We start from the raw sequence: 23,697 nt of genomic DNA, 5'->3' as shown, positions 1-23,697 counted from the left end.
GAAAGATCGCCCTTCAGGCTTTCGTCGATCCGCAGCCGCATCGGCGCCTCGAACGGATCGAGGTCCTTTCCGAACCGCGGTCCCGCGCGCGACGCCGCGAGCGGCGTGGCCACCACGACGGCGTCGGCGATCTGGGCCAGTTCGAAATTGCTCGGCCGCACATAGCCGGGAACCGGCGAGCAGGCCTGGGCCGCCCCGCCCGCGCCCAACGACAGCGTCGTCGCCAGGCCGATCAGCCATCCATTCCGCATCGCGCCCCCTCCCTTTTCCGAGAAGGCTACGAACGCCGCAGATCAATTACAATTGTAATCTTTTAACGTCAGGCCCCGACGGCCTTCTTGACCTGAACGCTCAGCGCGTCGGTGATCAGCGGCTTGTGGGCCACCCCCGCCCACAGGGCGTCGGTGACGGTCAGGTCGACGGGGCCTTCGGCCACCAGCACGGCCGGCGTGCGCACGCCCTTGCCGCGCAGCGAGGCCAGGGTCAGCAGGTCGACGTCCAGCACCAGGCAGTCGGCGGCGATCAGTTCGGCCAGCGGGACGTCGGCCGCCTCGGCGAAGGCGCGCGGCCAGTAGCCCTCGGTCTCCAGGGCGAAGGCCAAGGCCTCGCGCAGGGCGTCGTCGGCCTCGACGATGATCACCAGCGGACGGGCGGGCGAAGGGGCGCACATGGCGCCATTCAAACCGGTGTCGGTCCAGCGCGCCTTGATCCGGCGCAAATCGAGCAGGTCGGCGATCATGCGATCGTCAGGGTCATCCAGACCGACGCCTTCTCGCCCGGGGCCAGGGCGACGATCCCGGTCTGGCCTTCGGCGAACCCGGGGCCGAACGGATCGGGACGGCTGGAGGTCGGCTCGACGCAGACGAAGTCGGCCCCCGGCGGCGAATAGACGTGGGCCCAGCGGCAGTTGTCCGAGGCCGCGATCGTCGTCGAGCCGCCTTCCGGGGCCGACAGCACGGCCGCGCCGCCGAAACCGGTCCAGCAATTGTCGATCAGGGTGTCGGTGGCGGTGGGCGCGCCGACCGTCCAGTCGCGCGCCCAGGCCCCCTGGTGGTGGACCGTCGGCAGGACGTCGGCGTCGACCATCCAGACGCCGTCGACGTCCATCTTCAGGCGCTCGCCCGGCCGGGCCGCGAAATAGGGATGCAGGCCAAGGCCGGCGGGCATGACCTCGGTCCCGGTGTTGGTCACCGACAGTTCGATGCGCAGGCCCTCGTCCGACAGCACGAGGATCTGCTCGGCGCGGTAGGCCCACGGCCAGTCGGACGGCGCGTGGTCGTAGGTCAGGACGGCGCGGGTGTCGGACAGCCCCGTCACCGTCCAGGCCGCGCGCCAGCCCTGGCCGTGCAGCGGATGCGCATGGCCGGCCAGGTTCGGGGCCAGGGCGACGTCGCGCCCCTGGAAGGCGAAGCGGCCGTTCGGAATGCGGTTGCAGAACGGGACCAGCGGAAAGCAGCCGACGTTCAGGGCGTCGGTCGCGCCGTCCGGCGTGGGGCGCAGGATGTCGCGGCCGTCGAACACGAAGCGGCCGATCGAACCGCCCACCTCGGGCAGCAGTTCGACGCGGGCGCGGGTGGTCGCCAGGACGGGACGGGTCATGCAAAACTCCTGGTAGCGCTAACGAGCGCTACGTCGCGCGTCGTATGCCAGCTTGGCCCCGGAGGGGCAAATGAACACCGCCGTCAATAGCCGGCGTAGCGGCCCGGCTTGTGGTTGGCGATGATGACGACGCTGAGCGCCACCGCCGACAGGATCGACAGCAGCAGCTTGTCGAGACTGACGACCATGAAGGCCGCGCCCACCACCAGCACGTCGGTGCCCATCTGCACCTTGCCGGCGCTGATCCCGTGCTTTTCCTGCAGCCACAGGCCCAGCACGCCGATGCCGCCGACTGAGGCGCGGTGGCGCGCCAGGGCGAGAATGCCCATGCCGATGATCGTGCCGCCGAACACCGCCGCGAAGACCGGGTCGACGTCCTTCAGCTTCAGCCAGTACGGCAGGGCCAGGGTCAGGCTGGTCAGAGCCACGTTCACCGCCAGGGTCTTGAGCATGAACATCCAGCCCAGGGCGCGCTGGGCGAAGACATAGAACGGCAGGTTCAGGACGAAGAAGACCACCCCCACCGGCCAGCCGCCGAGATAGGAGACGATCAGCGCGATCCCGGCGATGCCGCCGGTCACCAGGCCGGCGGTCTTCAACAGGGTCAGGCCCACGGCGATGAAGCTCGTGCCGATCAGCAGCGCATGAACGTCTTCGATGGGCGTGTGGCGCGTGGCGGGCATGGGCGGAATGGTGGCGGCGGCGGCGTTCAAGGGCGTCGAATCGTCGTCTGGAGGGATGGGAAACGGCCGCCCGTCCCGATCGCGTTTCCGCCCTGTCGCCCCTTCCGCCGCCGATCCTCGGCCGCGTGGAACGCTCTTGTCGCGTCGGACGCTTGATAGCGTCCGTGTCTAGCGTCATATATCATCTCAACGCGACGCCCCATGGGCGCCGCGCGAAATCCTCTACAACAATTCCGGAGCCGCCCCTATTCGCCGTCCCATGCAAGCGCCGCCCGTCAAGGATGGACCGCGTATCAACGATGAAATCCGCGTCCCCCGCGTGCTGCTGATCGACCAGAACGGCGAGAAGCAAGGCGAGATGCCGACTTCCGCCGCGCTGGAAGCGGCCGAAGAGGCTGGCCTGGACCTGGTCGAGATCGTTCCGAACGCGAACCCGCCTGTCTGCAAGATCCTGGACTACGGCAAGTTCAAGTTCCAGGAGCAGAAGAAGAAGAACGAGGCCCGCAAGCGTCAGAAGGTGGTCGAGCTCAAGGAGATCAAGCTCCGCCCGAACATCGACAAGCACGACTATGACGTTAAGGCCAAGTCGATGTTCCGCTTCTTCGAGGAAGGCGACAAGGTGAAGGTCACCCTGCGCTTCCGCGGTCGTGAAATGGCGCACCCGGAACTCGGCATGAAGCTGCTGCAGCAGGTCAAGGCCGACTTCGACGAAGTCGCCAAGGTCGAGTACGAGCCTCGCATGGAAGGCCGCCAGATGATCATGATCCTGGCGCCCCGCTAAGCTTAGGCCCTATCTTCGAAGACGCCCCGGCCTCGCCGGGGCGTTTTTCGTTTCCGGTTACCGTCCATGTCCAAGCAAGCCCCCCTCTCCCTGGATCCCGGCCTGACGCCGAAGGCCTGGCGCGAAGCCTTCGCCGCCAACGGCCGGCTGCACGTGCCGGGCGTCCTGACCGCCGACTCGGCAGCGCGCCTGCACGCGGCCCTGACGCTGGACACGCCCTGGAGCGGGGTGGTGGGCGTCGACAAGAAGCTCTGGACCCTGCCGCTCGACGGCCCCGGCGCCCTGTCGGCGGCCGACGACGCCGCGCTGGACCGCCAGGTCGCCGAGGAGACCCGCGCCGGCTTCGGCTTTCGATTCGACAATTTCCGGGTCAGCGACGAGGTCGAGGCCGGCCGCCGCGAGGGCCGCCTGCTGGAGGCCGCCTACGACCTGCTGAACGGCGAGGCCTTCCTGGACTTCGTGCGCGAGCTGACGGGCGATCCCCGCCCCGAGTACTGCGACTGCCAGGCCACCCGGTATCGTCCCGGCCACTTCCTGACCGAGCACGACGACCACGCCGACGGCAAGAACCGCCTCTACGCCTATGTCCTGAACCTGACGCCGCAGTGGCGCAGCGACTGGGGCGGCCTGCTGCTGTTCCTCGACGGCGACGGCCACGTGGCCGAGGGCTACACGCCCAGCTTCAACGCCCTCAACATCTTCCGCGTGCCGCAGAAGCACGCCGTCAGCTACGTCACCCCGCACGCCGCCGCGCCGCGCCTGTCGCTGACCGGCTGGATCCGCACGCGCGGCTGATCCCCCTCGACCGTACATTGCGGTCAAGCTAAAGATCACGCGACGAGATCGGGGGATATCGACGTGCTTCGTAAAGTGGGAGCGGCCATCCTGACGGCGGCCGCGTTGAGTTTCGGAGCGGCCCAGGCCGCGCCGCTGGAAGTCTATGGCCGCCTGCCGGACATCGACGACGTGACGATCTCTCCGGACGGGACGCTGCTGGCGGTGTCCTCGACCCTGTCGACCGAGGATCGGGTCGTCTCGATCCACAAGGTCAGCGACAAGAGCGTCGTCAACGTCCTGCGCCTGGGCAAGGAGAAGCTGCGCTGGGTGCAGTGGGCCGGCTCGCGCCACCTGCTGGTCACCACCTCGACCACCGCCCTCGTGCGCGGCCTGGAAGGGCCCAAGCGCGAGTACTGGATGACCATCAGCTACGACATCGCCAAGAAGAAGCAGGTGCTTCTGCTGGACAACCAGGCCGGCGCGATGAACGTGGTCTACGGCCCGGCCATGGTGCGCAAGGTCGACGGCGACCTGACCGCCTTCGTCCAGGGCGTCTACTTCGTCGACAACCGCGGGCGGGTGACCCTGTTCGCGGTCAATCTCGACAAGGGCCGCACCAAGATGATCGAGGCCCGGTCGGAAGACACCGACGACTGGCTGGTGGACGGCGACGGCGTTCCCCTGGCCCAGTCGCAGTACGACCAGTCCAGGGGCGTGTGGTCGCTGCGCATCAAGGGTCCTCGCGGCTGGACCGTGGTCGACCAGGCGACCAGCCCGATGGGCTCCTACGGCGTCTCGGGCCTGGGCCGCGATGGCAAGAGCGTGCTGGTGGCGATGAACGACGCCGACGGCTCGACCGTCTATCGCGAGTACGGCCAGGGCGGCGCCCATGCCGACCTGCCGATGGAGCGCCCGTTCGACGGCCTGATCCGCGACCCGGCCACCGGCGCCCTGATCGGCGGGGTCACCCTGGTGGGCGACGACCTGCGCTATCAGTTCTACGACGCCAAGAACGAAAGCGCCTGGAAAGCCGTGCAGAAGGCCTTCCCGGGCGACCGCGTCTCCCTGGCCTCCTGGTCCGACGACCGCCGCAAGATCGTGGTGCTGGTCGACTCGCCCACCGACGGCCCGGCCTACGCGCTGATCGACCTCGACGCCAAGAGCGCCAACTGGCTGGGCGAATCCTATTCCAAGCTCGCCGCCGCCGACATCAGCGAGGTCCGCCCGGTGAAGTACAAGGCCGCCGACGGCCTGGAGATCACCGGCTACCTCACCCTGCCCAAGGGCAAGCCGGCCAAGAACCTGCCGCTGATCGTGCTGCCGCACGGCGGCCCGGAAGGTCGCGACAGCCCCGGCTTCGACTGGTGGAGCCAGGGCCTGGCCTCGCGCGGCTATGCCGTGCTGCAGCCCAACTTCCGCGGCTCCGAGGGCTTCGGCCACGACTTCGTCCGCGCCGGCTTCGGCGAGTGGGGCAAGAAGATGCAGACCGACCTGTCGGACGGCGTGCGCTACCTGGCCAAGGAAGGCCTGATCGATCCCAAGCGCGTGTGCGTCGTGGGCGCCAGCTACGGCGGCTACGCGGCCCTGGCCGGGGCGACGATCGACACCGGCGTCTATCGCTGCGCGGTGTCGGTGGCCGGCCCGTCCGACCTCAAGCGCATGCTGGTCGACAACCAGGAGCGCTACGCCACCGCCAACAACGCCGCCATGCGCTACTGGCTGCGCTTCATGGGCGCGGACGGCGTGCGCGACCCCGACCTGGCGGCGATCTCGCCCGCCAAGCTGGCGGCCAAGGCCGACATCCCCGTGCTGCTGATCCACGGCAAGGACGACACCATCGTTCCCTATGTGCAGAGCAAGATCATGGCGGACGCCCTGACCAAGGCCGGCAAGCCCGTGCAGTTCGTCACCCTGGACGGCGAGGACCACTGGCTGTCGCGCGGCGCCAGCCGCCAGCGCATGCTGGTCGAGACCGCCGCCTTCATCGAAAAGCACAATCCACCGAACTGAGCCCTTCCCCCGATCAGCCTCATCGACGCCGGCTCGCCGGAGCCTTATGATCGCGTCGGTTGATCGGGGGATTACACACTTGCGTATCTGGATTGCGGCCGCGGCGTTCGCGGCCTTGCTGAGCGGCGGCGCCCAGGCCGCGCCGCTGGACGCCTACGGCCGCCTGCCGGCCATTTCCGAAGTGGCGCTGTCGAGCAACGGCGAGCGGCTGGCCTTCGTGGCCGAGGTGCGCGACGAGCGCCGGGTCGTGGCCTTCGACATCAAGAGCGGCAAGCCGGTCGCCACCGCCCGGCTGGGCGCGACCAAGGTCCGCGGCATAGACTGGGCCGGCGACCAGTCGGTCATCGTGCTGACGTCCACGACCGCCGGCCTCTACCGGTACGGCGTCGACCTGATCGAGTGGGAACAGCCCCAGGTGCTGGACGTCAAGACCGGCAAGGTCTCGCTCCTGCTCAAGCCCCAGCGCAGCACGCCGGGCGGCGCCCGCCATCGCCCGGTGGTCCGCGAGTACGGCGATCATTCGACCGTCTACTTCGACTCGGCCATCAACACCGGCCAGATGGAGGTGGTCATGTTCGGCATCGACCCCGCCAACGGCAGGGTGTCGATGTCCTACATCGCCAGCCGCAAGGTCCGCGACTGGATCATCTCGCCCGAGGGCGAGATCATCGGCCGCGGCGTCTACGACGCCGACGAAGGCGCGTTCAAGGTCGAGGCCGGCAAGGGCCGGGCCTGGAAGACCATCTACAGCGCCGAAAGCAGCATCGGCCGCACGCACCTGATCGGCCTGGGCCGCGACGGCGCCAAGTTCCTGATCACCCGCCGCGACGCCGACGGCCGCACCGGCCTGGCCGAACTGGATCAGGCCGGAACCCTGACGCCGCTGAAGTCGCCGCCGGATCCGGCCTCCATCTTCTTCCACCGCAAGACCCAGGCCCTGGTCGCCCTGGGCTACGGCGGCGATGACCCCCGCTATGCGTTCTACGACCGAACCCTGGCCGAGCGCTGGGGGGCGGTGCTGGGCCTGTTCCCCGACAGCCGGCTGCAACTGGTCGACTTCGACGCCGAGATGAAGCGCCTGCTGGTCCGCGTGGAGACCTCGGTCGACGCCGGCTCCTATCACGTGGTCGACTTCCGCGGCGACGAGCCGACGGCGCTGGCGATCGGCATCGCCTATCCCGACCTTCAGCCCGAGGATCTTTCGGAGGTGCGCCGCGTGACGTTCAAGGCCGCCGACGGCCTGGACCTCGACGGCTACCTCACCCTGCCCCGCGGCCGCCAGGCCAGGGCCCTGCCCCTGATCGTGCTGCCCCACGGCGGTCCGGAAGCGCACGACGAGCCGGGCTTCGACTGGTGGAGCCAGGGCCTGGCCTCACGCGGCTACGCCGTCCTGCGGGTGAACTTCCGCGGTTCCGACCACAAGGACGTGGCCTTCCGCGACGCCGGCTTCGGCGAGTGGGGCGGCAAGATGCAGACCGACCTGTCGGACGGCGTGCGCCATCTGGCCAAGGAAGGGATCATCGACCCCAAGCGCGTCTGCATCGTGGGCGCCAGTTATGGCGGCTACGCGGCCCTGGCCGGGGCGACGATCGACACCGGCGTCTATCGCTGCGCGGTGTCGGTGGCCGGGGTCTCCGACCTCAAGGCCATGCTCGCCGAGGAGAAGGTGTCGGGCGATGGTTCGGGCCTGCGCTACTGGCGGCGGTTCATGGGCGCCGACAAGAACCCCGAGCTGGCGGTCGCCCGCTCGCCGGCCCGCCTGGCGGCCAAGGCCGACGCGCCGATCCTGCTGATGCACGGCCGCGACGACACCGTCGTTCCCTACGAGCAGAGCACGCGCATGGCCGAGGCCTTGAAGGCCGCGGGCAAGCCCTACACGCTCGTTCCCCTCGACAACGAGGATCACTGGCTGTCGCGCGAAGCCACCCGCCAGCGGATGCTGACCGAGACCGTCACCTTCGTCGAAAAGCACAACCCGCCGAACTGACCCGGCTAGGCCCGCCCCCGCGCCGCCGCCGGCGGCGTGGGGTGATGGCGCCGCCAGACCCGGCGCAGCTGGCGGGTCGAGGCGAAACCCGACCGCTCGGCGACGCTTTCCATGTCGAGCCGCGTCGCCGACAGCATCTGGCTGGCCAGGGCCAGGCGCAGGCGGTTGACGTAGTCCGTCAGGCTCATGCCGGCATGGGCGTTGAACAGACGCGACAGGTGGCGCGGACTGGCGGCGGCCAGGCCGGCCAGCGCCTCCAGGCTCCAGTCGCGGGCGGGATCGGCGGCGATGGCGTCCTGCACGCGGTGGACGGCGGGGTGGACGTGGTTGCGTCCTTCCAGCCAGGGCGACAGCTGCGGATCGGCCGGTCCCCGGCGCAGATAGACCACCATCTGGCGGGCGATCGACACCGCCAGCGCTGGGCCGCGCAGCCGGGCGATCACATGCAGCATCAAGTCAACGCCCGAGGTGACCCCGGCGCTGGTCAGCCGCTCGCCGTCCTCGACGAACAATCGGTCCTCCAGCACCCGGGCGCTGGGCGCCAAGCGCGTCAGGTCCTCGATGCAGACATGGTGGGTGGTGCAGGCCTTGCCGGCCAGCAGCCCCGCCCGCGCCGCCAGCAACGCGCCCGAGCAGATGCAGGCCAGGGTCACGCCCGGCCGCACCACGCGCGCCAGCCAGGCGACGATGGCGTCCTCGTCGGCGGCATCGCCGTCCGTCGGGCCAGGACCGCCCAGCACCTGGTCGACATTGCCCGAGACGATGACCATCGCCCCGTCGGGCAAGACCTCGGGCAGCGGCGACAGGCCCGCCAGCGAAAGACCGATCGAGCTGTCGATGGTCGGCCGGGCGGCGAGATAGACGACCTCGAAGCCCGGCGAACCGGGCTCCATCGCCGCCCGCCGCAGCACCTCCATGGGTCCGGCCACGTCGAGCAGCAGGGTGCGCGGCGGCAGGACGACATAGACGGGAATGACGGCGGGCGAGGCGTCGGTCATGCGGCGTCCAGGGCCTCCTCCACGGTGGCGATGCGGGCGAAGCGCTCGTGCAGGACAAGCTCGGTGCGCGCCTTGATCTCGTCGACGGTGAACACCCGCCCGTGGCGGTCGGTCATGTCGAAGGTCAGGGTGGCCTCGGTGACGTAGTCGACGGAAAAGCCGAGGTCCGAGGCGTGGCGGGTGGTGGTCTCGCAGCACTGCTCGGTGCGGATGCCGCTGACGATCACCCTGCCGATGCGGTTCTGGATCAGCCAGACCAGGAGGCCCGTGCCGACCAGGGCGCTGTGGCTGGGTTTGTGGAAGACGACGTCGGGTTCCAGCGACAGGCCCTCGACGGTGCGCACGTGGCCCGAAGCCAGGCTGAAGATCCCCTCGGCCTCGATGTGCAGGATCTGCACGACCGGCAGGCCCCTGGCCTTGGCGCCGTCGATCAGCGCCTGCTGGCGTTCCAGGTAGGCGCCGGCGACCTTGGGGTCCCACGAGGCGCGCTGGCGAAAGGAATCCTGGGCGTCGACGACGATCAGGGCGGTGGCGGCGGACATTCTTGCGTCTCCGTGGCGTGAAGGATGGCGCAAGCTAGGGGCATGCTTCAAGGCGGATAAGGCGCTTGCCGGACGAAGAGCGGACAGAAAAGGACATTCATTTCTACAGCCCCGTCATTCCCGCCACGAGGGCGGGAATGACGGGAGCAGAAGGAAGCGGGCCGCGAAGGACGCACCGCGCCCGGCGCCGCACGCCGATCCTCCGCACCCGGAAACTGAAATTTCAGTCGCTTTTTCGGACCATCGGGCGTAGAGGAGCCGCCTCGAAGGTTCCCGTCATGTCCATGTCCGCTGCGCCGGCCCCCGCGCCTGCGCCCGTCCACAGTTCCCGCGCCCTGTACGTCCTGCTGCTGGTGGTGTTCATCAACCTGGTCGGGTTCGGCCTGGTGATCCCGCTGCTGCCCTTCTACGCCAAGGCGCTGAACGCCAGCCCCTGGCAGGTGACGGCGCTGTTCTCGGCCTATTCGCTGGGCCAGTTCCTGGCCGAGCCGTTCTGGGGGCGGCTGTCCGACCGCATCGGCCGGCGGCCCGTGCTGATCGTCACCATCCTGGGCAACACCGCCGCCTATGTGGCCCTGGCCTTCGCGCCCACCATCGCGGCGGCCTTCGTCATCCGCTTCCTCAGCGGCGCGGCCAGCGGCAACATCTCGACGATCCAGGGCTACATGGCCGACGTCACCCCGCCCGAGAAGCGGGCCGCGCGCATGGGCCTGCTGGGCAGCGCCTTCGGCGCCGGCTTCGTGGTCGGCCCGGCGCTGGGCGGCCTGCTGGCCCACCCCGACGCCGGACGGCTGGGCTTCCAGCTGCCGCTGCTGGTGGCCGCGGGCCTGGCCGCCACGGCCGCCCTGGGCGTCTTCCTGTTCGTGGTCGAGAGCCGCGCGCCGCGCAAGGACGCCCCGCCCCCGCCGCCCCGGCGCGAGGCGCTGAAGGCGGCCATGGCCCATCCGGTGCTGTCGCGCGTGCTGCTGGTCACCTTCGTCTCCACCGCCGCCTTCTCGGGCATGGAGGCGACCTTCGGCCTGTGGAGCCAGGCGCGGTTCAACTGGACGCCCCAGCAGGTGGGCCTGTGCTTCGCCGTCATCGGCGTCGTCGCCTCGCTGGGCCAGGGCGTGCTGACCGGGCGCCTGGCGCGTCGATTCGGCGAGCCCAAGGTGCTGACGGCGGGCCTGTCGATCATCTGCGTCTCGATGGCCATGACGCCCTTCGTGCCCAGCGGCCATTTCGTGCCGCTGTTCGTGGGCTTCACCGCCTTCGGCCAGTCGCTGGTGTTTCCCTGCATCGCGGCCCTGATCTCGCGCGCCACCCCGCCCGACCAGCAGGGCGCGATGCTGGGCCTGAACATGGCCAGCGGCTCGCTGGCCCGGATGAGCGGCCCGATGCTGGCCGGCCCGCTGTTCGGCCTGGCCACCGGCGCGCCCTACTGGGTGGGGGCGCTGCTGACCGTTCCGGCCGTCGTGCTGGCGGTCACGGTGGGCCGCCGCGCCAAGGCCGCGCCCTAAGAGTCCGTGGGGCCTTGCTTTTCTCCCGGGGCTCCAGTATTGACCCCGCCTTTCCGGAGCCGCCTGGCCAATTTGGCATGCCATGGCGGTTCGTCACGCTGACTAGAGGACGGGGCCGTCAGGCTCCGACGCGAAATGCCTAAGTTGAAGACGAAGTCGGGCGCCAAAAAGCGCTTCAAGATCACCGCCACGGGCAAGCTGAAGGCCGGCGTCGCCGGCAAGCGCCACCGCCTGATCGGCCACAACGGCAAGTACATCCGCCAAAACCGCGGCACGAAGGTGATGAGCGAGGCTGACGCCAAGATCATCCGTACGTACCTGCCCTACGGCCTGTAAGAGGAGCGCTGACACATGGCTCGCGTTAAACGTGGCGTCACCGCCCACGCCAAGCACAAGAAGGTTCTGGAGCAGGCCAAGGGCTTCTACGGCCGCCGCAAGAACACCATCCGTACGGCCAAGGCCGCGGTCGACAAGGCCGGCCAGTACGCCTACCGCGACCGCAAGGTGCGCAAGCGCGCCTTCCGTTCGCTGTGGATCCAGCGCATCAACGCCGGCGCCCGCACCGAAGGTTTCACCTACTCGCAATTCATCCACGGCCTGGACGTGGCGGGTATCGTGATCGACCGTAAGGTCCTGGCGGACATCGCCGGCAACGACGCCGTTGCGTTCAAGGCCATCGCCGACAAGGTTCGCGCTGCCCTGGCCTAAGGACATCTGAGCCTCACCGCTCACCTATCCTTTGAAAAGCCCTTCGGCGCGAGCCGGAGGGCTTTTTGCTGTGCGTTATCCGGTTCCACCCAGCGTCAAAACCGCCTAGACCCACACCCGTCATGACCGATCTCAACACCCTCGAATCCGACGTCCTGGCCCAGGTGGCCGGCGCGGCCGACCTTTCAGCGCTCGACGCCGTCCGCGTGGCCGCCGTCGGCAAGACCGGCTCGATCTCGGGCCTGCTCAAGACCCTGGGCGCGATGAGCCCCGACGAGCGCAAGGAACGCGGCGCGGCGATCAACGCCCTGCGCGACCGCGTGCAGTCGGCCATCACCGAGAAGAAGGCCTCGCTGGAAGCCGCCGAGCTCGACGCGCGCCTGTCCCGCGAGACCCTCGACCTCACCCTGCCCGGACCCTATCGCCGCAAGGGCAGCGTCCACCCGACCATGCAGGTCATGGACGAGATGGTCTCGATCTTCGCCGACATGGGCTTCGCCGTCGCCGAAGGTCCGGACATCGAGGACGACTTCCACAACTTCACGGCGCTGAACTTCCCCGAGAAGCACCCGGCCCGCGAGATGCACGACACCTTCTTCTTCGAGCCGAAGGAAACGGGCGAGCGCATGCTGCTGCGCACGCACACCAGCCCCGTGCAGGTGCGCACCATGGTCTCGCAGAAGCCGCCGATCCGCATCATCGCGCCGGGCCGCACCTATCGCTGCGACAGCGACGCCACCCACACGCCGATGTTCCACCAGGTCGAGGGCCTGGTGATCGACAAGGGCATCCACATGGGCCACCTGAAGTGGACCCTGGAGACCTTCATCGCCCGGTTCTTCGAGACCGACGCGGTGACGACCCAGTTCCGGCCGCACCACTTCCCGTTCACCGAGCCGTCGGCCGAGATGGACGTGCAGTGCGACCGCTCGGGCGGCGAGATCAAGATCGGCCAGGGCTCGAGCTGGCTCGAGATCCTGGGCTGCGGCATGGTCCACCCGAACGTGCTGCGCGCCTGCGGCATCGATCCGGACGAGTACCAGGGCTTCGCCTTCGGCATGGGCGTCGATCGCCTGGGCATGCTGAAGTACGGCATGCCGGACCTGCGCGACATGTTCGCGTCGGACAGCCGGTGGCTGGCCCACTACGGCTTCTCGGGCTTCGCCGCGCCGAACCCCGCGTCGGGACTGAGCTGATGACCCAGAGCTTCCAACCCGGCGGCCGCCCCGGCCGCGTGCCGACCGACGCTTTCGCCACGGTGTTCGAGAACCTCGACATCTCGCTGTTCGACCTGGCGCGGGCCAACTTGGCCAGGCAGCAGAAGATCGTCGGCCGCACCTTCCGCAACTGTCATATCGACGGTCCGGCGGTGATGCTGGTGCTGGGCCGCACGACCTTCGACGCCACGAACTTCGGGCCGTCGGGGGGCGACATCCGCAACCTGATCCTGCGCCCGGCCGGCCCGACCAGCGTGGTCGGCGCGATCCCGGTGCAGGACTGCCAGTTCATCGGCTGCTCGTTCTTCAGCGTCGGCTTTACCGGCCCGGATGCGTTCCTGGACCAGTTGCTGAAGCTGCAGGCCGAGGCCTGAGTTTTCTTTTCGCGAGATCCGCGACCGCCGGCGCCGCCGGGGTTTCGGGCCTCTAGGACATAGTTTCGGATTTCGCTCCTCGCCCCGCGCGAGGCGAACCCAAGACCGGCGGACCGCCACATGAAATTCACCCTGTCCTGGCTCAAGGACCACCTCGACACCGAAGCGACCGCCGCCGAGGTGGTCGCCGCCATGACCATGGCCGGCCTCGAGGTCGAGCACGTCACCGACCCGGCCGCCAAGCTGGCCGCCTTCAGCGTCGCCAAGATCGTCGAGGCGGTGCAGCACCCCAACGCCGACCGCCTTCGCGTCTGCCAGGTCGACACGGTCGACGGCCGCAAGGAGATCGTCTGCGGCGCGCCGAACGCCCGCGTCGGCCTGACCACCATCTACGCCCCGATCGGCGCCTACGTGCCGGGCCTGGGCGTCACCCTGGTCGAGAAGCCGGTGCGCGGCGTCGTCTCCAACGGCATGCTGTGCTCGGGCTCGGAACTGGAAGCCGACGACGGCTCCGAAGGCATCCTGGAACTGTCCGGCGACCTGGCCGTCGGCACGCCGGCCGCCGTGGCGCTAGGCCTCGAAGCCGTCATCGACTTCGAAGTCACCCCCAACCGCCCCGACTGGCTGGGCGTCGCCGGCATCGCCCGCGATCTGGCCGCCGCGGGCGTGGGCAAGCTGAAGGACCTGTCGATCGCCCCGGTCGCCGGAACCTTCCCCTGCCCGATCACGGTCGAGGTGGACGGCGAGGCCTGCCCGGTGTTCGCCGGCCGCTTGATCAAGGGCGTCAGGAACGGCCCCTCGCCCCAGTGGCTGCAGGATCGCCTCAAGGCCATCGGCATCAATCCGAAGTCGGCCCTGGTCGACATCACCAACTTCATTTCCTACGACCGCGCCCGGCCGCTGCACGTCTATGACGCGGCCCTGCTTTCGGGGACCAAGATCGAGACGCGCCTGGGTCGCCACGGCGTCAACGGCGACGAGCACCTGATCGCGCTGGACGGCAAGACCTACGAACTGACCCCGGCCATGTGCGTCATCGCCGACGCCGGCGGGGAACGTCCGATCGGCCTTGGCGGCGTGATGGGCGGCGAGAGCACCGGCTGCTCGGAAGCCACCGTCGACGTCTTCGTCGAAAGCGCCTGGTTCGAGCCGATCCGCATCGCCCAGACCGGCCGCGACACCGGCATCAACAGCGACGCCCAGTACCGCTTCGCCCGCACGGTCGACACCGGCTCGGTCGTCCCGGGCCTGGAACTGGCCACCAAGCTGATCCTGGAGCTGTGCGGCGGCGAGGCCTCCGAGGTCGTGGTCGCCGGCCAGGCCCCGGCCGCGCCGGGCCCGATCCTGTTCGACCCGGCCTATGTGCAGGGCCTGTCGGGCCTGGATATCGCCCCCGAGCAGAGCCTGTCGATCCTGCAGGCCCTGGGCTTCAAGATCGAGCCGCCCAAGGACGTGCCGGTCGCCGAGTTCGCCACCCATGCCGAGAGCATGGTCTGCGTGACCCCGCCGACCTTCCGTCGCGACGTGCACGGCAAGGCCGACCTGGTGGAGGAAGTGGCCCGCATCGCCGGCTTCGGCGCCCTGCCCTCCACGCCGCTGCCGGACGTTCCGCGCGCCGTCGGCGGCGTGCTGACCGCTCGCCAGGCCCGCGCCCGCACCGCCCGTCGCGCCCTGGCCGCGGCCGGCTACGCCGAGGCCGTGACCTGGAGCTTCACCAGCCGCGCGACCGCCCAGCTGTTCGGCGGCGGCGCCGCCGAACTGGTGCTGGCCAACCCGATCGCCTCGGAACTGGACTGCATGCGCCCCTCGGTGCTGCCCAACCTGATCGAGGCGGCCGGCCGCAACGCCCGCCACGGCTTCGCCGACGTCGCCCTGTTCGAGGTCGGCCCGGTGTTCCTGAGCGACGGCCCCAAGGACCAGCGCACGGTCGTCGCCGGCATCCTGGCCCCGCGCCCGCCGCGCGCCTGGGACAAGCGCCCGGCCGAGGACGTGTTCACGGTGAAGACCGACCTCCTGAACCTGCTGGAGGAGATCGGCGCGCCGGTGGCCTCGCTGCAGACCGCCCAAGGGACGACCTCGCCCTGGTGGCACCCCGGCCGCTCGGCCCGCCTGCAGCTGGGCCCCAAGGCCGTCGTCGCCGAGTTCGGCGAACTGCACCCGGCAGTGCTGAAGGCGCTGGACGTGGCCGGCCCGGTCTACGGCTTCGAGATCGTCCTGGAGGCGATCCCCGAGCCGAAGAAGAAGGCGGTCAAGACCAAGGCGGCGTTCACGCCGTCGGCCCTGATGCCGCTGACCCGCGACTTAGCCTTCGTCGCCGACAAGGCCAAGGCGGCCGGCGATCTGGTCAAGGCCGCGGCCGGCGCCGACAAGGCCCTGATCGCCTCGGCCCGCGTCTTCGACGTCTACGAGGGCCCCGGCGTGCCGGAAGGCTCCAAGTCGGTGGCCATCGAGGTGCTGGTCCAGCCCCGCGAAGCCACCCTGACCGACGCCGAGATCGAGGCCCTGTCGGCCAAGGTCGTCGCGGCGGTCGAGAAGGCGGGCGGCAAGCTGCGCGCCTAGGCTTGAAGCCTTCGCACTAGACGCCATGTGCGGGGCGAAGGTGATGCTGCGCTGCATCCACCTTCGCCCTCTCGCGTTTCAGGCCCCATGAGCGATCTCTTCAGCCACAACCCCGCCAAGAGCCGCTACGAGCTGGACGTCGACGGCCTGATCGCCTTCGCCGACTACCAGCGCAGCGGCCATCGCCTGGTCATCCCTCACGTGGAGGCCGATCCCGCCCTGCGCGGCACCGGCGCGGCCGGCCGCCTGATGGTCAAGGTGGCCGAGGTGGCCAGGGCCGAGGGCATGCGGATCACCCCGCTGTGCTCCTACGCCGCCGCCTGGCTGCGCCGGAACGATCCCGAACTGATCGCCTGACGCTTTCCGACAGACGGATAATCCGGGAACAGCGGGCCGAACACCGGTCACCCGGCGTTTGCAACGCAGCAAAGCCCTTGGCGAGCGTGCGGCTACTCGTGCTAGAACTTTCGCGACGGTCCAACGCGCCCTGCCGGGAGCCTGCCCGACCGTGAGCGAAGGCTTGGATTTTCATGGTTGATATCAAGACGGTCGGCGTGATCGGCGCCGGCCAGATGGGTTCGGGCATCGCCCATGTCTGTGCGCTGGGCGGCTATGACGTCCGCCTGCACGACGTTTCGCGTGAGCGTATCGACGCCGGCGTCGCGCTGATCGGCAAGAACCTCGCCCGCCAGGTGGCGCGCAACATCATCGACCAGGACGCGGCCGACGCCGCCCTGGCCCGCATCTCCATCGCCGAGAACGTCGAGGCCATCGGCCAGACCGACCTGGCCATCGAGGCCGCCACCGAGAACGAAGAGGTCAAGAAGGCCATCTTCCGCAGCCTGCAGCCGCACCTGAAGCCCGACACGCTGCTGGCCTCGAACACCTCGTCGATCTCGATCACGCGCCTGGCCTCGACCACCGACCGCCCCGAGCGGTTCATCGGCCTGCACTTCATGAACCCCGTGCCGCTGATGAAGCTCGTGGAGATCATCCGCGGCATCGCCACCGACGTGCCGACCTACGAGACGGCCGTGGCCTTCGCCAAGTCGCTGGGCAAGATCACCAGCAACGCCGAGGATTTCCCCGCCTTCATCGTCAACCGCGTGCTGGTGCCGATGATCAACGAGGCGATCTACACGCTGTACGAGGGCGTCGGCACCGTCGACGCCATCGACACGGCCATGAAGCTGGGCGCCAACCATCCGATGGGCCCGCTGGAGCTGGGCGACTTCATCGGCCTGGACACCGTGCTGAGCATCATGAACGTGCTCTACGAGGGTCTCGCCGACAGCAAGTACCGCCCCTGCCCGCTGCTGGTGAAGTATGTCGAGGCCGGGTGGCTTGGCAAAAAGACCGGCCGCGGCTTCTATGACTATCGGGGCGAGACGCCGGTCCCCACGCGCTAGGCGTGCAGCGGCGTCTCCCGCGACAGGGGGACGCCGACATGACCGACACACCCAAGCATCGGTCCTGCGACCGGTCGCGGCCGCCGAGCGGCATCGCAGCCTCGACATCCTGCGGGGCCTGGGCGTGATGGGCATCCTGGCCGTCAACGCCGTGGGCTTCGCCCAGCCGATGTCGGTCTACCTCTCGCCGGAACTTTCGCCCCACCCGCTGGTCGGGGCCGAGGGCGGCGCCTGGTGGGTGGTCCAGACCTTCTTCCACTACAAGTTCGTCACCCTGTTCTCGATGCTGTTCGGGGTGTCGATCCTGCTGGTCGGCGGCGAGCGCGCCGACAAGCCCAGGGGCGCCCTGCTGCGCCGCCGGCTGTTCTGGCTGCTGGTCATCGGCCTGATCCACGGCCTCGTCATCTGGTTCGGCGACATCCTGCTGCTCTACGCCTGCACCGGCTTCATCGTGATGCTGATGCGCTCGTGGTCGCCCAGGCGGCTGTTCATCGTCAGCCTGACCATCATCGTGCTGGGCTCGGTGCTGGCGGTCGCGCCGTTCCTGGCGCTGGAGCACGCGCCGCTCGAGATCCAGAAGCAGGTCGCCGCCCAGATGAGCCCGCCGGGCTCGGACGTCGACGTGCCCACCGCCATCGCCGCCGTGCGCTCGGGCCTGGGGCCGGCGATGATGCAGAACCTGCAGCAATGGGCGATCCTGCAGTCGGCCAGCCTGATCGTCTTCATCTGGCGCACCGGCGCGCTGATGCTGCTGGGCATGGCGCTGTTCAAGACCGGCTTCCTGACCGGCAAGGCCAGGACCTCGGTCTACCTGGCCCTGATCGCCCTGGGCGCGGCGGGACTGGCCTGGTCGGGCTGGGAGAACGCCGCAAAGCTGGCCAGCGGCTTCGCCAAGCCCGAGGCGCTGGGCCGCTACCAGCTGGCCTACGAGTTCATGACCCTGCCGATCACGCTGGGCTATGCGTCGCTGGCGATCCTGCTGATCCGCAGCCAGGCGATCTCCAGGGCGCTGACGCCGCTGGCGCGCCTGGGCCAGATGGCCTTCACCAACTACCTGACCCAGTCGATCATCATGACCACGATCTTCTGGGGCGGGCGCGGCCTTGGCCTGTTCGGCCAGCTGGACCGCATCCAGCTGTGGGGATGCGTGCTCGCCATCTGGACGCTGCAGCTGGTCTGGTCGCCGCTGTGGCTGTCGCGCTTCAGGATGGGACCGCTGGAGTGGGTCTGGCGACGCCTGTCCTACGGCAAGGACCTGACGCGCGCCGGCTAGGGCGGGGGCCCTACCCCGCGCCCAGCGCCACGGCCGTGTGATAGACGACGAAGGCCGCCAGGTAGGCTAGGCCCACCATGTAGACGAACATCACCGTCGGCCAGACCCAGCTGTTGGTCTCGCGCTTGACCACGCCCAGCGTGGGCAGGCACTGCGGCGCGAAGACGTACCAGGCCAGGAAGGCCAGGGCCGTGGCCAGCGACCACTGCTGCGACAGCAGGGCGGTCAGCGCGTCGTGCGAGTCCGCGTCGCCGCCGACGGCGTACACCGTGCCCAGCACGCCCACGGCCACTTCGCGGGCGGCCATGCCGGGGATCAGGGCCACGGTCATCTGCCAGTTGAAGCCGATCGGCTCCATGATCGGCGCGATGAACTTACCGACCCGGCCGGCGATGCTGTAGTCGATGGCCGGCCCGGTCGCGCCTTCCGGCGGATAGGGGAAGGTGGCCAGCACCCAGACCAGCACCATCAGCGGCAGGATGATGCGGCCGGCGCGGCTCATGAAGATCTTGGCGCGGGTCCACAGGTTCAGCAGCACGTTGCGCGGCTCGGGCCAGCGATAGGTCGGCAGCTCCATCATCAGCGGCTCGGCCGCGCCGCGCCAGAAGATGCGGCGGATGATGAACGACACCAGCAGGCCGAAGATGATGCCGCTGGCGTAGAGGCCGAACATCACCAGGCCCTGCAGCGACAGCACGCCCCAGACCTTCTGGTTGGGGATGAAGGCGCCGATGATCAGAGTGTAGACCGGCACGCGCGCCGAGCAGGTCATCAGCGGCGCGATCAGGATGGTGGTCAGGCGGTCGCGCTTGTTGTCGATCACCCGCGTCGACATGATCCCGGGGATGGCGCAGGCGTGGCTCGACAGCAGCGGGATGAAGGCCCGCCCGTGCAGGCCGGCCACGCCCATCAGCTTGTCCAGCAGGAAGGCCGCGCGGGTCATGTAGCCGCTGTCTTCCAGGATCAGGATGAAGAAGAACAGCACCAGGATCTGGGGCAGGAACACCAGCACGCTGCCCACGCCGGCGATCAGGCCGTCGGCGATGAAGCTGGCCAGCAGGCCCTCCGGCAAGTGCTCCGACACCAGGCCCGCCAGCGCCCCGAAGCCGGCGTCGATGGCGTCGGCCGGGACGGTCGCCCAGGCGAACACCGACTGGAACACCAGGAACATCAGGATGGTCAGGATCGCCAGGCCGGCCACGGGCTGCAGCAGCACCGCGTCGATCTTGCCGGTCACCGTGTCGGGACGCTCGGGCGGGCGCACGCAGTCGCGATAGATGCGCTGGGCCTCGCCGTGGGCGGCGCGGATCTCGGCCGCGCTGGGCTCGCGCCAAGTGTTGTCGCCGGCGTTGGAGTGGGTCAGCGTCAGGGTGTCGACCTGGGTCAGCAGCTCGTCCAGGCCGCGCTTGCGGGTGGCCACCGTGGTGACGATCGGCGCGCCGATCTCGCGGCCCAGCTGCTCCAGATCGATGCGCAGGCCCTGGCGCTGGGCGATGTCGAACATGTTGAGGGCCAGCACGAACGGCCGGCCCACCTGCTTCAGCTCCAGCACCAGGCGCAGCACGAGGCGCAGGTTGGTGGCGTCGGCCACGCAGACCAGCACGTCCGGCGCGGTCTCGCCCGACAGACGGCCCAGCACGGCGTCGCGGGTGACCACCTCGTCGGGGCTGCGCGCCCGCAGCGAATAGGTGCCCGGCAGGTCGAGGACGCGGATCGTCCGGCCGCCCGGCGTGACCAGCTGGCCTTCCTTGCGCTCGACGGTGACGCCGGCGTAGTTGGCCACCTTCTGGCGGGCCCCGGTCAGGGCGTTGAACAGCGCGGTCTTGCCGGAATTCGGATTGCCGACCAGCGCGACGCGCGCGGGCCGGATAGCGGTGTCGGTCAAAGCGTCTATCCGTCGAACTGAACGGTCACGGCGCGCGCCTCGCGGCGGCGCAGGGCCACGCGGGTGTCGTCCACCCGCACGGCGATGGGATCACGGCCAAAGAGGCCTTCCTGCAGGATCTCGATGCGCGCGCCCTCGACGAAGCCCATCTCCAGCAGGCGGCGCTCCAGCTCCTCGGCGGCCACGGCCTCGGGCGCGCCGGTGTCGCCGCGCACCGCGACGATGACGCCCTTCTGTCCGCGCGAGGCCATGCTCAGGGCGCGGATCGGCGCGTCGGAAGCAAGGGCGTCATCGGCGGTGAGGACGGCGTCGGACATTCTTGGGCCTCGCGGCAAAAAGTTGCGAACGATTATCAGCCCCAACCGCCACTGTCGATGAAAGATGCCCCCTTCGAACGCCGGTCGCGGAAAAAATTAACAGGCATGGCGCGGCGTAATGGCCCAGCCGCGTTAATCTATTCGACTCAAGGCCGCTCCGGTTGCATTAATTTTTGCAAGCGATTCGTAGGGACCCGATATGCGAAGGCTCAAGCTGGCTCTGCTGACCGGCGCCTATCTTTGCCTGGCTCTTATCGTCTCCCTGCTGCTGTGGCGCATGGGGGCGACGCCGGCCGTCGGCCTGTCGGCCTTCATCGGCTCCCTGGGCCTGTGCTTCGCGTTCCACGGCATCATCAGCGGCATGTTCGACAACGCCCAGCTGAAGCTGGACATCGAGACCGTGCGCGAGGCCCACGGCATCCTGGTCGAGCAGATCGAGAAGATCGACGCGCGCATGACCAGCCTGGTCGAAAGCGTCGCCGAGGACGCCGAGAAGCGTTCGGCCGAGCTGACCAGCGAGGTCCACCAGCTTGAAGACCTGATGCAGCGCATGAGCGAGCGCCTGGAAAGCCAGCTGACCCACCAGGTCGCGGCCGCCCGCCACGACGCCCGCGGCCGCGGCGCCGCCGCCCCGGTCAACGCCGTGCTGGAAGCCGTGCAGGACGCGCTAGCCGAGAACCGCGTCGACCTGTACCTGCAGCCGGTCGTCAGCCTGCCCCAGCGCCGCACCGTTTTCTACGAAAGCTTCTCGCGCCTGCGCGACGAGACCGGCCGCGTGATGATGCCGGCCGAGTACCTGGCCGTGGCCGAGCCGGAAGGCCTGATGACGGCGGTCGACAACCTGCTGCTGTTCCGCTGCGTGCAGATCGTGCGCCGCCTGGCCAAGCAGGACCGCAAGGTCGGCATCTTCTGCAACATCTCGCTGGCCAGCCTGGCCGACGAAACCTTCTTCCCGCAGTTCCTCGAGTTCCTGCAGGGCAACAAGGACCTGGCCGGCTCGCTGATCTTCGAACTGGGCCAGACCGCCTTCAACCAGCGCGGCCCGGTCGAGGCCCGCCACATGGCGCGCCTGGCCAGCCTGGGCTTCCAGTTCAGCCTCGACAAGGTCGTGGACCTGGATCTCGACTTCCAGGACCTGGCCCGCGCCGACGTCAAGTTCGTCAAGGTCGGCGCCCAGCTGATCCTCGAACAGCTGGAAGAGCAGGACGGCAAGCTGGTGCTGAGCTCGCTGCCCGACCTGAACGCCGCCGACTTCGCCGCCCTGATGCGCCGCTACGGCGTCGAGGTGATCGCCGAGAAGGTCGAGGGCGAGCGCCAGATCGCCGAGATCCTGGATCTCGACATCGGCTACGGCCAGGGTCACCTGTTCGGCGAGCCCCGCGCCATCCGCGACGCCGTGCTGGCCGAAACCGATCCACCGGCCGACTTCGTCCAGGCCCCGCTGCGCCGCCGCGCCGCGAACTGGTAGGCGAGCCGCTTCACGAGACGTAAAGACCGCCGCCGGGGCCCCGCACCGGCGGCGGTTTTCGTTTGCGCAGCAAGCATCGGAATGACGCCCGCCTGCGACGGCGCGACCCTGTCGGCAGATCCGAAAGGAGCCCGACATGACCACCGCCTATTCCACTGACGAGCATCGCTGGGCCGCCATCGAGCGTCGCGATCGCGCCGCCGACGGCGCCTTCTTCTGCGGCGTGCGCACCACCGGCGTCTATTGCCGCCCCAGCTGCGCGGGCCGCCCCCTGCGCCGCAACGTCGCCTTCTACGAAACGCGCGAGGCCGCCCGCGCCGCCGGCTTGCGCCCCTGCCTGCGCTGCCGCCCGGACGAGCCGATCGAGACCCTGGCTTATGGCCTTGGCGAGACGCCGCTGGGCCTGGCCCTGGCGGCGGTCTCCGAGACGGGCCTGGCCCTGCTGATCCTCGGCGACGACCGCGCGGCGATGGCCCAGGACCTGGCCGCCCGCTTCCCCCGCGCCCGGCTGGCCGAGGACGCCGGCGCGGTCGCCCCCGCCCTGGCGGCCCTGTCGTCGGCGATCCAAGGCCGAGCCGCCGCCGGCCTGCCCCTCGACGAGCGCGGCACCGACCTGCAGCGCGCCGTCTGGAAGGCGCTGCGCGACATCCCCACGGGCGCTACCGCCTCCTACGCCCAGGTGGCCCGCGCCATCGGCCGTCCCGAGGCCGTGCGCGCGGTGGCCCAGGCCTGCGGGGCCAACCCGCTGGCCGTGCTGACGCCCTGCCATCGCGTGGTGCGCTCGGACGGCGGCCTTTCGGGCTATCGCTGGGGCGTGGCGCGCAAGCAGGCCCTGCTCGACCGCGAGCGCGCGCAAGAGGCGGCGGCGTGAACCTGGACTGGACGCGTATCGCCGCCGAGCTCGACGCCCGGGGCTGGGCCCTGACCGGCCCGGTCCTGACGCCGGAGACCTGCGCCAGGGTGACAGACCTCTACGCGCAGGAAACCCCGTTCCGCAGCCGGGTGGTGATGGCCCGCCACGGTTTCGGCCGCGGCGAGTACAAGTACTTCGCCTATCCCCTGCCCGAGGTCGTGCAGAAGCTGCGGGCCGGGCTCTATCCGCCGCTGGCCCAGATCGCCAACGGCTGGATGGCGCGGCTGGGCGAGGCGCGGCGCTTTCCGGAAATGCTCGAAGGCATGCTGGAGCGCTGCCACGCGGCCGAACAGGCGCGCCCCACGCCCCTGCTACTGACCTACGGCCCGGGCGACTACAACTGCCTGCACCAGGACCTCTACGGCGAGCATGTCTTTCCGCTGCAGGCCGCGTTCCTGCTGGACCAGCCCGGACGCGACTTCGAAGGCGGCGAGTTCGTCATCGTCGAGCAGCGCCCGCGCCAGCAGTCGGCCGCCCAGGTCGTGCCGCTGGCCCAGGGCGAGGGGGTAATCTTCGCCGTGCGCGAACGGCCGGCGGAGGGATCGCGCGGCGTCCATCGCCGCATCCTGCGCCACGGCGTCAGCGAGGTGCGCGGCGGAACCCGCCGGACGCTGGGCGTCATCTTCCACGACGCGACCTGACGCCGATACGAAAACGGCCCCGGAGTCTCCTCCGGGGCCGTCCTGCTGGATCAGGTC

General features: G+C 69.5%; 23 protein-coding genes. 16 read left to right on the top strand and 7 right to left on the bottom strand.

Going from position 1 to position 23,697, the window contains the following annotated elements:
• Nucleotides 1-319 precede the first annotated feature (319 nt).
• The 3 genes from AC1DCG_RS10815 to AC1DCG_RS10805 form a co-directional block, all read right to left on the bottom strand.
• On the bottom strand, nt 320-739 hold the full coding sequence (locus AC1DCG_RS10815; RefSeq protein WP_165258039.1) for a hypothetical protein: 420 nt from the start codon (nt 737-739) through the stop codon (nt 320-322).
• Nucleotides 736-1,599 (bottom strand): aldose 1-epimerase, encoded by an 864-nt coding sequence (locus tag AC1DCG_RS10810; protein ID WP_477028878.1) that lies wholly within the window; start codon nt 1,597-1,599, stop codon nt 736-738. Before AC1DCG_RS10810 ends, AC1DCG_RS10815 begins: the two co-directional genes overlap by 4 nt.
• Nucleotides 1,600-1,682: 83 nt before the next feature.
• Nucleotides 1,683-2,312, bottom strand: coding sequence for a YitT family protein (locus AC1DCG_RS10805; protein WP_477028877.1), 630 nt, complete (start codon nt 2,310-2,312; stop codon nt 1,683-1,685).
• 229 nt (nt 2,313-2,541) lie between these two features.
• Between AC1DCG_RS10805 and infC the strand changes: the two genes are divergently transcribed.
• The 4 genes from infC to AC1DCG_RS10785 all read left to right on the top strand — a co-directional run bounded on the left by infC (nt 2,542) and on the right by AC1DCG_RS10785 (nt 7,837).
• A complete protein-coding gene (gene infC, locus AC1DCG_RS10800) occupies nt 2,542-3,063 on the top strand; it encodes a translation initiation factor IF-3 (protein WP_165258043.1) in 522 nt (173 codons plus the stop codon).
• 66 nt (nt 3,064-3,129) lie between these two features.
• Nucleotides 3,130-3,858: a 2OG-Fe(II) oxygenase gene (locus AC1DCG_RS10795; protein ID WP_477028876.1), complete on the top strand. Its 729-nt coding sequence runs from the start codon at nt 3,130-3,132 to the stop codon at nt 3,856-3,858.
• Nucleotides 3,859-3,921: 63 nt separating this feature from the next.
• On the top strand, nt 3,922-5,850 hold the full coding sequence (locus tag AC1DCG_RS10790) for an alpha/beta hydrolase family protein (protein ID WP_477028875.1): 1,929 nt from the start codon (nt 3,922-3,924) through the stop codon (nt 5,848-5,850).
• Between the two features lie 79 nt (nt 5,851-5,929).
• Nucleotides 5,930-7,837: an alpha/beta hydrolase family protein gene (locus AC1DCG_RS10785; protein WP_477036608.1), complete on the top strand. Its 1,908-nt coding sequence runs from the start codon at nt 5,930-5,932 to the stop codon at nt 7,835-7,837.
• 5 nt (nt 7,838-7,842) lie between these two features.
• On the opposite strand, the gene AC1DCG_RS10780 is transcribed toward AC1DCG_RS10785, so the two are convergent.
• Entirely contained in the window at nt 7,843-8,835 is a 993-nt protein-coding gene (locus AC1DCG_RS10780; protein WP_477028873.1) for a GlxA family transcriptional regulator, read from the bottom strand.
• A complete protein-coding gene (locus AC1DCG_RS10775; protein WP_477028872.1) occupies nt 8,832-9,377 on the bottom strand; it encodes a cysteine hydrolase family protein in 546 nt (181 codons plus the stop codon). Before AC1DCG_RS10775 ends, AC1DCG_RS10780 begins: the two co-directional genes overlap by 4 nt.
• A 278-nt stretch (nt 9,378-9,655) precedes the next feature.
• Here AC1DCG_RS10775 and AC1DCG_RS10770 point away from each other — a divergent pair, with 278 nt between their 5' ends.
• The 9 genes from AC1DCG_RS10770 (at nt 9,656) to AC1DCG_RS10730 (ending at nt 18,416) form a co-directional block, all read left to right on the top strand.
• Entirely contained in the window at nt 9,656-10,876 is a 1,221-nt protein-coding gene (locus AC1DCG_RS10770) for an MFS transporter (RefSeq protein ID WP_477028871.1), read from the top strand.
• A gap of 135 nt (nt 10,877-11,011) precedes the next feature.
• On the top strand, nt 11,012-11,212 hold the full coding sequence (gene rpmI, locus AC1DCG_RS10765; protein WP_058347693.1) for a 50S ribosomal protein L35: 201 nt from the start codon (nt 11,012-11,014) through the stop codon (nt 11,210-11,212).
• 15 nt (nt 11,213-11,227) lie between these two features.
• Complete coding sequence (rplT, locus tag AC1DCG_RS10760) at nt 11,228-11,584, top strand: 50S ribosomal protein L20 (RefSeq protein ID WP_058347692.1); 357 nt, start codon at nt 11,228-11,230, stop codon at nt 11,582-11,584.
• Between the two features lie 122 nt (nt 11,585-11,706).
• Nucleotides 11,707-12,780, top strand: coding sequence for a phenylalanine--tRNA ligase subunit alpha (pheS, locus tag AC1DCG_RS10755; RefSeq protein ID WP_165258055.1), 1,074 nt, complete (start codon nt 11,707-11,709; stop codon nt 12,778-12,780).
• Entirely contained in the window at nt 12,780-13,175 is a 396-nt protein-coding gene (locus AC1DCG_RS10750) for a hypothetical protein (protein ID WP_165258057.1), read from the top strand. The genes pheS and AC1DCG_RS10750 overlap by 1 nt, the downstream gene beginning before the upstream one ends.
• Nucleotides 13,176-13,295: 120 nt before the next feature.
• Nucleotides 13,296-15,734: a phenylalanine--tRNA ligase subunit beta gene (pheT, locus tag AC1DCG_RS10745; RefSeq protein ID WP_477028870.1), complete on the top strand. Its 2,439-nt coding sequence runs from the start codon at nt 13,296-13,298 to the stop codon at nt 15,732-15,734.
• A gap of 87 nt (nt 15,735-15,821) precedes the next feature.
• Nucleotides 15,822-16,091, top strand: coding sequence for a GNAT family N-acetyltransferase (locus AC1DCG_RS10740; protein WP_165258061.1), 270 nt, complete (start codon nt 15,822-15,824; stop codon nt 16,089-16,091).
• Nucleotides 16,092-16,264: 173 nt separating this feature from the next.
• Complete coding sequence (locus tag AC1DCG_RS10735) at nt 16,265-17,143, top strand: 3-hydroxybutyryl-CoA dehydrogenase (RefSeq protein ID WP_477028869.1); 879 nt, start codon at nt 16,265-16,267, stop codon at nt 17,141-17,143.
• Between the two features lie 127 nt (nt 17,144-17,270).
• Nucleotides 17,271-18,416, top strand: coding sequence for a DUF418 domain-containing protein (locus AC1DCG_RS10730; RefSeq protein WP_477028909.1), 1,146 nt, complete (start codon nt 17,271-17,273; stop codon nt 18,414-18,416).
• A 10-nt stretch (nt 18,417-18,426) separates the two neighbouring features.
• Here AC1DCG_RS10730 and feoB read toward each other — a convergent pair whose 3' ends face one another.
• On the bottom strand, nt 18,427-20,310 hold the full coding sequence (feoB, locus tag AC1DCG_RS10725; RefSeq protein WP_477036614.1) for a ferrous iron transporter B: 1,884 nt from the start codon (nt 20,308-20,310) through the stop codon (nt 18,427-18,429).
• On the bottom strand, nt 20,307-20,618 hold the full coding sequence (locus AC1DCG_RS10720) for a FeoA family protein (RefSeq protein WP_165258071.1): 312 nt from the start codon (nt 20,616-20,618) through the stop codon (nt 20,307-20,309). Before AC1DCG_RS10720 ends, feoB begins: the two co-directional genes overlap by 4 nt.
• Before the next feature lie 199 nt (nt 20,619-20,817).
• On the opposite strand from AC1DCG_RS10720, the gene tipF reads away from it, so the two are divergent.
• The 3 genes from tipF (at nt 20,818) to AC1DCG_RS10705 (ending at nt 23,640) form a co-directional block, all read left to right on the top strand.
• Complete coding sequence (gene tipF, locus AC1DCG_RS10715) at nt 20,818-22,086, top strand: flagella assembly cyclic-di-GMP phosphodiesterase TipF (protein ID WP_165258073.1); 1,269 nt, start codon at nt 20,818-20,820, stop codon at nt 22,084-22,086.
• A gap of 136 nt (nt 22,087-22,222) precedes the next feature.
• Nucleotides 22,223-22,957: a methylated-DNA--[protein]-cysteine S-methyltransferase gene (locus AC1DCG_RS10710; RefSeq protein WP_477036605.1), complete on the top strand. Its 735-nt coding sequence runs from the start codon at nt 22,223-22,225 to the stop codon at nt 22,955-22,957.
• On the top strand, nt 22,954-23,640 hold the full coding sequence (locus AC1DCG_RS10705; RefSeq protein WP_477028867.1) for a 2OG-Fe(II) oxygenase: 687 nt from the start codon (nt 22,954-22,956) through the stop codon (nt 23,638-23,640). The genes AC1DCG_RS10710 and AC1DCG_RS10705 overlap by 4 nt, the downstream gene beginning before the upstream one ends.
• Nucleotides 23,641-23,697 lie beyond the last annotated feature (57 nt).

It is taken from the genome of Caulobacter sp. 10L414 (assembly GCF_056395525.1).
The sequence above is the reverse complement of the archived record's forward strand: the minus strand, read 5'-3'. Positions and strand labels throughout refer to the sequence as shown.

What these genes read in the sequence shown, in the direction of transcription:
- AC1DCG_RS10720 (WP_165258071.1), bottom strand. Translation starts at nt 20,618, where the DNA reads ATGTCCGACGCCGTCCTCACCGCCGATGACGCCCTTGCTTCCGACGCG.
- pheT (WP_477028870.1), top strand. Translation starts at nt 13,296, where the DNA reads ATGAAATTCACCCTGTCCTGGCTCAAGGACCACCTCGACACCGAAGCG.
- AC1DCG_RS10730 (WP_477028909.1), top strand. Translation starts at nt 17,271, where the DNA reads ATGGGCATCCTGGCCGTCAACGCCGTGGGCTTCGCCCAGCCGATGTCG.
- AC1DCG_RS10775 (WP_477028872.1), bottom strand. Translation starts at nt 9,377, where the DNA reads ATGTCCGCCGCCACCGCCCTGATCGTCGTCGACGCCCAGGATTCCTTT.
- tipF (WP_165258073.1), top strand. Translation starts at nt 20,818, where the DNA reads ATGCGAAGGCTCAAGCTGGCTCTGCTGACCGGCGCCTATCTTTGCCTG.
- rpmI (WP_058347693.1), top strand. Translation starts at nt 11,012, where the DNA reads ATGCCTAAGTTGAAGACGAAGTCGGGCGCCAAAAAGCGCTTCAAGATC.
- pheS (WP_165258055.1), top strand. Translation starts at nt 11,707, where the DNA reads ATGACCGATCTCAACACCCTCGAATCCGACGTCCTGGCCCAGGTGGCC.
- AC1DCG_RS10795 (WP_477028876.1), top strand. Translation starts at nt 3,130, where the DNA reads ATGTCCAAGCAAGCCCCCCTCTCCCTGGATCCCGGCCTGACGCCGAAG.
- AC1DCG_RS10780 (WP_477028873.1), bottom strand. Translation starts at nt 8,835, where the DNA reads ATGACCGACGCCTCGCCCGCCGTCATTCCCGTCTATGTCGTCCTGCCG.
- AC1DCG_RS10750 (WP_165258057.1), top strand. Translation starts at nt 12,780, where the DNA reads ATGACCCAGAGCTTCCAACCCGGCGGCCGCCCCGGCCGCGTGCCGACC.
- AC1DCG_RS10770 (WP_477028871.1), top strand. Translation starts at nt 9,656, where the DNA reads ATGTCCATGTCCGCTGCGCCGGCCCCCGCGCCTGCGCCCGTCCACAGT.
- AC1DCG_RS10710 (WP_477036605.1), top strand. Translation starts at nt 22,223, where the DNA reads ATGACCACCGCCTATTCCACTGACGAGCATCGCTGGGCCGCCATCGAG.
- AC1DCG_RS10735 (WP_477028869.1), top strand. Translation starts at nt 16,265, where the DNA reads ATGGTTGATATCAAGACGGTCGGCGTGATCGGCGCCGGCCAGATGGGT.
- infC (WP_165258043.1), top strand. Translation starts at nt 2,542, where the DNA reads ATGCAAGCGCCGCCCGTCAAGGATGGACCGCGTATCAACGATGAAATC.
- AC1DCG_RS10815 (WP_165258039.1), bottom strand. Translation starts at nt 739, where the DNA reads ATGATCGCCGACCTGCTCGATTTGCGCCGGATCAAGGCGCGCTGGACC.
- AC1DCG_RS10740 (WP_165258061.1), top strand. Translation starts at nt 15,822, where the DNA reads ATGAGCGATCTCTTCAGCCACAACCCCGCCAAGAGCCGCTACGAGCTG.
- rplT (WP_058347692.1), top strand. Translation starts at nt 11,228, where the DNA reads ATGGCTCGCGTTAAACGTGGCGTCACCGCCCACGCCAAGCACAAGAAG.
- AC1DCG_RS10810 (WP_477028878.1), bottom strand. Translation starts at nt 1,599, where the DNA reads ATGACCCGTCCCGTCCTGGCGACCACCCGCGCCCGCGTCGAACTGCTG.